We start from the raw sequence: 9,413 nt of genomic DNA, 5'->3' as shown, positions 1-9,413 counted from the left end.
GGGTGGGGGGTGTTGGGGGTTTTTGAGGGCCAGCTAGCGTGGGTTTAGGAGCACCTGGGTTGTTTTTATTGGGATCTTGTGAATGGCCTCTTTTTAAAACCAATAAATTTTCAGGATTTAATTTAACGAGCTTGGGTTTTGAAGGGAAAAAATCTTCTCTGTGTTCAAATAAAAAATAAATCAACCAGTGTAACAATACAGACAGAATGAGAGAAAAGAAAAAATTCCTGTTAGAATGATCCACAGGGTCAAAATTTTTCCCTAACTTAGCAGGTTGTAGTTTAGAATTTTCCGTCATATAAATTTCCTAATTTTGAATTCTTTATATTATTTTCAGCTTCTTTAATCAGTTCTTCTTTAGATGTTTTTGGGCTTATTTTGTCTAAAAGCAGGCCGTATTTGTCGCTTAATAAAACCAAGTAACGCTCCTTATTGGTTTCTATGGAAATGATTTTATGGTTCGCATCAACACGACCCAAAACACTAACTTCTAACTTAAAATCTTTTGCAGAAAAAGACCCTTGTGTAGGAACAATTTTTTTTTTGATTATATACAATATTAAGAGTAAGGCAACAATAACCGCTAACCCCTTGTAAGCATGGCTTAAATCCAGTGGGGGTTTTAACTCTAGAGCGTTTAAGGGGCTTTGGGGTTGCTCGTTGGTGTCTTTTTGTGTAAGGTTAGTTTGCTGAGATTTTTCTTTCAGGTTAGGCGGTGGGGCTAAATGAAAACCTCTAGGTAAAAAGAGAAAGCGGATGCGTTTTTTATCCTTGCTGTTTGAAGCTTGGATTTCTAATTCTGTTGTGGCTTTTTTAGACAAGAGGTAGATGTCATTTTGGTAGGAAAACATTTCTAATGCATTTAAAGAGGCTTCTTTAAAATCCATCATTTTTTTAGAATCCAGTTTAGCGTTTTTTAAAACGATCACCTTTTGCCCTTCAACTTCCATGATTTTAGGCGTTTTGTTAAAAGGCGTTTCAAAAGTGAGCGTGGTTTGCACGGCTTTTATAGGTGGGGTTGTTAGAGCGTTTGAATCAGGTTGGATTTCTTTTAGTGCATTTTGCCAATGCACCAATTTAATGGGGGCATCATCATTTAAAGGTATTTTTTCTTCAGCCAGTAACATCAAAGCAGCACTCAATAACAAGAACAACAATCTCATGAATTTTTAGCGAGATAATACACAATGGCGTTAGAATCTAGGATTTCATTCAAACGAATGGCTAAATTCCTTTCAAAAACCATCACCTCACCCTTACCAATAACCCGCCCATTCACAAAAGTATCCACGCTTTCTCCGGCGGGTTTTTGCAAATCAATCACAGAGCCTTTTTCAAAACGCAAGATTTGTAATAAAGGGATTTGCGTAGAGCCAAGTTCGGCGCTAAAAACAATCTCCATGTCTAAAAGGTTTTTATAATCGCAAATGAGTTCTTCTAAATAAGTGGAAAGCTCTAGTTCTCTTTCCTTGCTAGCTTTTTCTTTCTCTTTTTCGGCTATTTTTAACTTATTAGCTTCTGTTTCTGACATAAAACTCTACTCTTTCAAGAATGATTTGACTTTGATTATAAAATCTTAATTTTACTATAAATTTTATAACAAATAAAGCCACTACGCTTTAAAGCTAGCTTTAGAAACGCAAAATTCCTTTAAAAAACACGCGCCGCATAAGGGGTTTTTAGCCTTGCAGGTGTAGCGGCCAAACAAGATTAAGGCATGGTGGAGTTTGGATAGGTTGTCTTTAAAAAGATCGCTGAGTTCTTCTTCGGTTTTAATGGGATCTTTAGCGTTGCTTAAGCCTAAGCGGTGTGTTGCGCGGAACACATGGGTATCTACGGCTATATAATTTGCATCAAAACACACTGAAAGCACCACATTAGCGGTTTTTTGCCCCACGCCATCTAGACTCATCAATTCTTTTTGCGTAGAGGGGATAACGCCCTTAAAATCCCTAACCACTTTTTGCGCCATACTGATTAAATGCTTGCTTTTATTGTTGAAATACGAAACGGATTTAATAATCTCTTTAACCTCTTCTAAAGAAGCGAGGGCTAAATCGTTCACGCTCGGGTATTTTTCAAATAGCTTGGGCGTTATTTGATTCACTCTAGCGTCCGTGCATTGAGCGCTTAAAATGGTCGCCACCAGCAATTCATAGGGGTTTTTATGGTGCAATTCGGTGGTTTGGTTGGGGTAATGTTTTAAGAGCAACTCTTTGATTTGTTGGGCTTTTTGGTGAGTTTTAGCGCGTTTTAAACCCATTTTCACACGCTTTCTTTGATGACAAGGTATTGCGCTTCATGGGATCTTAAAGCCACTTGAATGCGGTTGATTTTAACCGAAAGCGTGGCTTTTTTCATGGAATAATGCAAAAGAATGCATTGAACCCCTTCATGGATACCAAAAGAGAGAAAGCGTTTTTTAAGGGCTTCATCGCAGTTAGCGATTTCTACGATTTCATAAACTTTGTCTTTAATGGCTTCATTGAGCGTCATTTTACTTCCTTTTTGAATCAATGTTTTTTTTGACTTCATCCACGATGATGTCAATAGGTGTGAAAATACGGCGCAAGATTTTAAAAGGTGCTTGGATAATATCTGATGCTAAAGTTACTTGAGTTTTAGGTTTATCCAGCGTGCCTTTGACATTCACGTTAGTGGTGATTTTACCTCCTTTTCCTAAGACAAGATAACCCACAATAGGGATTTTATTTAAGACATTACTCAAAGCCTTGATAGTGGAAACTTCTAAATTCAAATCCAATTTGTTTTTGTCTAATTCAATAATCCCATTGCCAGCAATATCAAGCGTTTTGCCGATAAGATCAATTTTTTCTAACCCTAAATATTCTTTAGTGATTCCAAAAACAACAGACCCCTTTTTGATTTGATAGCCATTAGCCCCTAAATGAGGGTTCCTAAAGACAATGAGAGAGGGAATGGTGTTGATGAGATTGATCATGTTTTGCATGAGGGCGAAATTCTTTAAGCTTGTGTTTTGGAATTTCAATTCGCCGTTGAAAACCTGATCTTCAAGAGCCCCAATAAGCGTGAATAAGCCCCCTTCTACGAAATCTTTTTGGAGGATGGTATTGATATAATCCCCGCTAAAATTATGAGCCTTAAGATACAAAGCCCCATGCACTAAATCCGCCATGATCATGGCGTTTTTATAATTGCCATCAATTTTCACTCTGTCATCTTGAGCGACAATATCAAGATTTTCTAAAGGAAAAGGCATTTTTTTATAGATTAACACGACATCTTTAGCATGGATGCGTGTAGAGATAGGGATAATTTTGTGGGCTTTTTCATAGCGTTGCTTGGCGCTAATGAAAATATCTTCATCTTGGATTTCTTTAGAGCTAGGCTTTTCTTTTCGTTCTTTGGAGAATAATCCCGCAATCGCTGGCATCTTACTATCTAAAAAATCATCAATACTCAAATCAATGTTATTAAGGGTAATATCCTTTTGATCCCCCTTAACTTTTATAGATATGCTTTTGCTTGGAGTATAGACAGAAATTTCATCTTTATTAATAGATCCAAATAAAGAGAGGGAATTAAACTGCTTGCCGTTGCTATGATAGATGGGTAAAGTGATTTTCAAGTCCTTAGCAAAAAAATCAATATTGATAAAATCGCTCGTAGAAACTTCTAAAGAGCCATCTTCTAAGGCGAAATATTTCATAATAGGGGAATAGGGCTTGATTTTTTTCAAATCTTTGATTCTAAAAACATAGGCGTTATCTTTAAATTCGCCCTCTAATAAAAGTTGTGGCACGCTCCATTGCATGTGGTTGGGGTTAGAAAAATCAAAATTCAAAGAAAGGTTTTTAAGAGTGTCTCCTGTAGCGTAAAAAACATCTTTAGTGAATTTATCTTCACTTTGGGCTTTAATGGTGTCTATGATTTTTCTTCTAAACACCTCTGAGTTTTCACCCTCTTGAATAACAGAATGCAAGCTTTTTAAATCCAAAGAAAATTTAGTAGGCTGTGGGTTATCTTGGTCGTTATTCAAGCCATAAGAACGCATGTTGATATTATTGTTAGTGTTGAATCGTACTTTATGGACTAAAGAATCTAAAGAAAGGGTTTTTTTATTCAAATCTAAAGCGATTTTAGCGTCTAAATCCAGCATGTTTTCATAGCGGGTGTGGGTAGTTTCTATGTAAATGTATTGGTATTCTTGGGTAATATCTAAGCTTATATTAGCGTTTTGCGTATAAAGGGGGATATTATAGAGCGAGAGAGTGCCTTCTTGCAAATTAACGCTGCCTTGAACGCTAAATAAGGGGGCGGTGTTTTTCAAAAATTGTAAGGTGAGTTTCAAATCTGCACTAGATGGCATGCTGATTTTATCCAAAGGTAAAACGACTTTATAAGCACTCAATAAATCCTTAATGCTATCGCCATAATAATTAGGGGTCGTTTTTAAAAAAATCTCCAACTTAGGGGCTTCTAACAAATTGGAAAAAGTGGCGTAAGAGCCGGTTAATTCCATGGTTTCATAAGTGATTTTTTGGGGTTGTATGAGGAGCTGTTTGTTTTTGAAAACTAATTCGGTTTTATCCATTTTAATGGGCGATAAGCCATCATTGAAAACGACTGAAGGTTTAATCAAAGTGGCTTTGGCTACAGAATTTTCTAAAAGCGATGGGACAAACTCGCTGGGAGTGAAATTGGCTTTAATTAAAGCGTTATCAATCTTAAAGCTAGCAAATTGGATCTTGTCAAAAATCCATGTTTTTAAATTTTTTTGCGATTGACGTTGGAAAAGAGGCTTTAAAAACGCCAAGCTTTTCATTGGAGAAGTGTTAATTTTTAATTCTATGGTTTTTAAATCGGTTAGCCCTTGCAAATAAATTGCAGCGCTGGGTTCAATTAAAGGCTTGACAATCAAATTGAACGCCATTTTCCTAGCTTTAGGTGAATAGTGGGCGTTGCCATCTACTTGGACTTTAATGTCTTTAAAAAGCAAATTGATGATCTTAAGCTTGATGTTTTTATCGTCTTCTAGGGAAAATTCCCCTTTGACTCCTGGAAATTCCAACTCGTATTTATTCCCATCAAAAAAGATATTGGCTTTATTTTTATCGTCTAAAATGATTTCTTTGACTTTAAGCTTTTCAAAATAAGACACCGCCCAAATGCCATAACGGATATTTTTAATCAAATCAGAAACTTCTAAATGCTTTTTAGTGGGTTTTTGATGGAAGAAAGAAGAGAGATCAATGCGTTCAATTTCTAAAGAAAGCTTGTTGTTAAGTTTTAAGTATAATTCAGAAATGCCAAGCTTCCCGATTTTTAAATTTTGTATGTGAATGCCGTTTGAAAGGGTTTTGTGAATGACGACTAAAAGAGTGAATACTGCCACAAACAAGATAATGACATTAAATACTTTCTTGGATACATGTTTTCTTTTATTCATTAGTATTCTTTTTTATTTAAGTATACCAATTTATCCTAACAAAGTGGTGGTTGTCCCGCAAGGTTCGCTCAAAAAAGTGTTTTTTTCTTTAAAAGAGCAAGGCGTGGATATTAACGCTTTAGATTTGCTTTTTTTACGCCTGATGGGCATGCCCAAAAAAGGTTATATTGATATGGGCGATGGGGCTTTAAGGAGGGGGGATTTTTTAGTCCGTTTGATTAAAGCGAAAGCGGCGCAAAAAAGCGCGACTTTAATCCCTGGAGAAACCCGCTATTTTTTCACGCAAATTTTGAGCGAGACTTACCAACTAGAAACAAGCGATCTCAATGAAGCTTATGAAAGCATCGCTCCACGATTGGATGGCGCTGTGATAGAAGATGGGGTGATATGGCCAGACACTTATCATTTGCCTTTAGGGGAGGACGCTTTTAAAATCATGCAAACTTTAATCAGTCAATCTCTCAAAAAACACGAAGCTTTAAGCAAACAATGGCTTGGATACTACCATAAAGAAGAGTGGTTTGAAAAAATCATTCTCGCTTCCATTGTGCAAAAAGAAGCCGCTAATACTGAAGAAATGCCCTTGATTGCGAGCGTGATTTTTAACCGCTTGAAAAAAGGCATGCCTTTGCAAATGGATGGGGCTTTGAATTATCAGGAATTTTCACACGCTAAAGTAACCAAAGAACGCATTAAAACCGATAACACCCCCTATAACACCTATAAATTTAAGGGCTTGCCTAAAAATCCTGTAGGGAGCGTGAGCCTAGAAGCAATCAAAGCCGTGGTTTTCCCTAAAAAAACGGATTTCTTGTATTTTGTGAAAATGCCGGATAAAAAACATGCTTTCAGCGCGACTTATAAGGAGCATTTAAAAAACATTAATCTTTCTAATAATCATTTTTAAAATTAAGGTTAATGAGGCGTTTTTTCTTTTAAATTGAGTAAAAAGTGTTTAGTATTTTCTCATTTCAATTTTAAGTTCCTACTATTAAAGCATTTTAGAATTTATTAAAAAAGGCTTGCTACAATTTTAGGCAAATTTTGATTGCTAGGGCTTTAAAAACAGCTTTTAGCACAAAGGAGAATGAATGGCTAAAATGAGCGCTCCAGATGGGGTTGCCGTTTGGGTGAATGAAGACAGGTGTAAGGGTTGTGATATTTGCGTATCGGTATGCCCTGCTGGGGTTCTTGGCATGGGGATTGAAAAAGAAAGGGTGCTTGGAAAAGTGGCCAAAGTAGCCTATCCAGAGAGTTGTATCGGTTGCGTGCAATGCGAATTGCACTGCCCGGACTTTGCGATTTATGTGGCTGACAGGAAGGATTTCAAATTCGCTAAAGTTTCTAAAGAAGCCCAAGAAAGAAGCCAAAAGGTTAAGGCCAATAAATACATGCTCTTAGAAGAGACTATTTTAGAAGGGAGAGGCAAATAATGCGTGAGATTATTTCTGATGGGAATGAATTAGTCGCTAAAGCGGCGATTGAAGTGGGGTGTCGGTTTTTTGGGGGCTATCCTATCACGCCAAGTTCGGATATTATGCATGCGATGAGCGTGGCTCTGCCCAAATGCGGCGGCCATTTTATCCAAATGGAAGATGAAATCAGCGGGATTAGTGTGTCTTTAGGAGCGAGCATGAGCGGGACGAAGTCTATGACAGCGAGCTCTGGACCTGGTATTTCATTGAAAGTGGAGCAAATCGGTTATTCTTTCATGGCAGAAATCCCTTTAGTGATCGCTGATGTGATGCGTTCAGGCCCATCAACCGGAATGCCCACTCGTGTGGCTCAAGGCGATGTGAATTTCTTAAGACACCCCATACATGGGGATTTTAAAGCCGTTGCGCTCGCTCCTGCGAATTTAGAAGAAGCTTACACCGAAACCGTTCGTGCGTTCAATTTGGCTGAAATGCTCATGACTCCTGTATTCTTGCTCATGGATGAAACCGTGGGGCATATGTATGGCAAGGTGCAAATCCCGGATTTAGAAGAAGTGCAAAAGATGACTATTAATCGTAAGGAATTTGTGGGCGATAAAAAAGACTACAAACCTTATGGGGTCGCGCAAGATGAGCCGGCTGTCTTAAACCCTTTCTTTAAAGGCTATCGCTACCATGTTTCAGGCTTGCACCATGGGCCTATTGGCTTTCCTACTGAAGACGCTAAAATCGGTGGGGATTTGATTGACAGATTATTTAATAAGATTGAATCCAAGCAAGACATTATCAACGAAAATGAGGAAATGGATTTAGAGAGTGCTGAAATTGTTGTTATTGCTTATGGTTCGGTTTCTCTAGCGGTTAAAGAAGCCTTGAAAGATTACAATAAAGAAAGCAAGCAAAAAGTCGGCTTTTTCAGGCCTAAAACCTTATGGCCAAGCCCGGCTAAACGCTTGAAAGAAATAGGGGATAAATACGAAAAAATCCTTGTGATTGAATTGAATAAGGGGCAGTATTTAGAAGAAATTGAAAGGGCTATGCAAAGAAAGGTGCATTTCTTTGGGCAAGCCAATGGGCGCACGATTTCGCCTAAACAAATCATCGCAAAGTTGAAGGAGCTTTAAAATGGCGTTTAATTATGATGAATATTTGCGTGTGGATAAAATACCCACTTTGTGGTGTTGGGGCTGTGGCGATGGCGTGATTTTAAAATCCATTATCCGCACGATTGACGCTTTAGGTTGGAAAATGGATGATGTGTGTTTGGTGAGCGGGATTGGTTGCAGCGGGCGCATGAGTTCGTATGTGAATTGCAACACCGTTCACACCACGCATGGCAGGGCTGTAGCGTATGCGACAGGGATTAAACTAGCTAACCCTAGTAAGCATGTGATTGTGGTTTCTGGCGATGGCGATGGCTTTGCGATTGGAGGCAACCACACCATGCATGCATGCAGAAGAAACATTGATTTGAATTTTATTTTAGTGAATAATTTCATTTATGGTTTGACCAACTCCCAAACTTCGCCCACCACGCCTAATGGCATGTGGACGGTTACGGCTCAATGGGGGAATATTGATAACCAATTTGACCCATGCGCTTTAACCACCGCCGCCGGGGCGAGTTTTGTGGCCAGAGAGAGCGTTTTAGACCCTCAAAAATTAGAAAAAGTGCTTAAAGAAGGCTTTACACACAAGGGCTTTAGCTTCTTTGATGTCCATAGTAATTGCCATATCAATTTAGGGCGTAAAAATAAAATGGGCGAAGCGTCTCAAATGCTAAAATGGATGGAAAGCCGATTGGTGAGCAAACGCCAATTTGAAGCCATGAGCCCTGAAGAAAGGGTGGATAAATTCCCTACAGGCGTTTTAAAGCATGACACGGACAGGAAAGAATATTGCGAAGCGTATCAAGAAATCATTGAAAAAGCACAAGGAAAACAATAATGGAAGCGCAATTACGATTTACGGGCGTTGGAGGGCAAGGCGTGTTGTTAGCGGGGGAGATTTTAGCTGAAGCTAAGATTGTGAGTGGGGGCTATGGCACTAAGACTTCCACCTACACTTCGCAAGTGCGTGGAGGACCCACTAAAGTGGATATTTTGCTAGACAGAGATGAAATCATTTTCCCTTATGCTAAAGAGGGCGAGATTGATTTCATGCTTTCAGTCGCTCAAATCAGCTACAACCAGTTTAAAAGCGATATTAAAAAAGGCGGTATCGTTGTCATTGATCCCAATTTGGTAACCCCCACTAAAGAAGATGAAGAAAAGTATCAAATTTATAAAATCCCCATTATCAGCATCGCTAAAGATGAAGTGGGTAACATTATCACGCAATCTGTGGTAGCGTTAGCCATTACCGTGGAGCTTACCAAATGCGTAGAAGAAAATATCGTGCTAGACACCATGCTTAAAAAAGTCCCTGCAAAAGTCGCTGAAACGAACAAAAAAGCCTTTGAAATTGGCAAAAAACATGCTTTAGAAGCTTTGAAAAAATAAGGGGGTAACTCCTTATCTTATTTTTCTTTAGCTATAGCTTTTTCC

The 9,413-nt window shown here is 38.4% G+C and carries 11 protein-coding genes; 5 read left to right on the top strand and 6 right to left on the bottom strand.

Going from position 1 to position 9,413, the window contains the following annotated elements:
- From CXY28_RS04705 to CXY28_RS04680, 6 genes are all read right to left on the bottom strand, one after another.
- Positions 1 to 298: hypothetical protein (locus CXY28_RS04705; RefSeq protein ID WP_100979687.1), on the bottom strand; the 298-nt coding region annotated here is incomplete at its 3' end.
- Positions 282 to 1,163 (bottom strand): hypothetical protein, encoded by an 882-nt coding sequence (locus CXY28_RS04700; protein WP_020946757.1) that lies wholly within the window; start codon positions 1,161 to 1,163, stop codon positions 282 to 284. The genes CXY28_RS04700 and CXY28_RS04705, both read right to left, overlap by 17 nt.
- Positions 1,160 to 1,531: a flagellar motor switch protein FliN gene (gene fliN / locus CXY28_RS04695; RefSeq protein ID WP_050843968.1), complete on the bottom strand. Its 372-nt coding sequence runs from the start codon at positions 1,529 to 1,531 to the stop codon at positions 1,160 to 1,162. The genes CXY28_RS04700 and fliN overlap by 4 nt, the downstream gene beginning before the upstream one ends.
- Before the next feature lie 81 nt (positions 1,532 to 1,612).
- Positions 1,613 to 2,263, bottom strand: coding sequence for an endonuclease III (gene nth, locus CXY28_RS04690; protein WP_198542612.1), 651 nt, complete (start codon positions 2,261 to 2,263; stop codon positions 1,613 to 1,615).
- Between the two features lie 2 nt (positions 2,264 to 2,265).
- Positions 2,266 to 2,496 (bottom strand): FeoA family protein, encoded by a 231-nt coding sequence (locus CXY28_RS04685; protein WP_000174130.1) that lies wholly within the window; start codon positions 2,494 to 2,496, stop codon positions 2,266 to 2,268.
- Position 2,497: 1 nt separating this feature from the next.
- Entirely contained in the window at positions 2,498 to 5,431 is a 2,934-nt protein-coding gene (locus CXY28_RS04680; RefSeq protein ID WP_100979682.1) for a DUF3971 domain-containing protein, read from the bottom strand.
- Here CXY28_RS04680 and mltG point away from each other — a divergent pair.
- The 5 genes from mltG (at position 5,349) to CXY28_RS04655 (ending at position 9,368) form a co-directional block, all read left to right on the top strand.
- The gene (mltG, locus tag CXY28_RS04675) at positions 5,349 to 6,338 is read left to right on the top strand and encodes an endolytic transglycosylase MltG (RefSeq protein WP_100979680.1); all 990 of its coding nucleotides are present in this window, start codon (positions 5,349 to 5,351) and stop codon (positions 6,336 to 6,338) included. The genes CXY28_RS04680 and mltG overlap by 83 nt on opposite strands.
- Before the next feature lie 184 nt (positions 6,339 to 6,522).
- Positions 6,523 to 6,864 (top strand): 4Fe-4S dicluster domain-containing protein, encoded by a 342-nt coding sequence (locus tag CXY28_RS04670; RefSeq protein ID WP_001096897.1) that lies wholly within the window; start codon positions 6,523 to 6,525, stop codon positions 6,862 to 6,864.
- Positions 6,864 to 7,991: a 2-oxoglutarate synthase subunit alpha gene (locus tag CXY28_RS04665; RefSeq protein ID WP_100979678.1), complete on the top strand. Its 1,128-nt coding sequence runs from the start codon at positions 6,864 to 6,866 to the stop codon at positions 7,989 to 7,991. The genes CXY28_RS04670 and CXY28_RS04665 overlap by 1 nt, the downstream gene beginning before the upstream one ends.
- 1 nt (position 7,992) lies before the next feature.
- Positions 7,993 to 8,814, top strand: a complete 822-nt coding sequence (locus CXY28_RS04660; RefSeq protein WP_000885307.1) for a 2-oxoglutarate ferredoxin oxidoreductase subunit beta — start codon at positions 7,993 to 7,995, stop codon at positions 8,812 to 8,814.
- Positions 8,814 to 9,368 carry a 2-oxoacid:acceptor oxidoreductase family protein gene (locus tag CXY28_RS04655; protein ID WP_000388045.1) on the top strand — a complete coding sequence of 185 codons (555 nt, stop codon included), beginning with the start codon at positions 8,814 to 8,816 and terminating at the stop codon, positions 9,366 to 9,368. The genes CXY28_RS04660 and CXY28_RS04655 overlap by 1 nt, the downstream gene beginning before the upstream one ends.
- The last annotated feature ends 45 nt before the right edge of the window (positions 9,369 to 9,413 follow it).

It is taken from the genome of Helicobacter pylori (assembly GCF_002832345.1).
GTDB lineage: Bacteria > Campylobacterota > Campylobacteria > Campylobacterales > Helicobacteraceae > Helicobacter > Helicobacter pylori_CP.
This window is presented reverse-complemented; position numbering and strand designations above follow the sequence as displayed.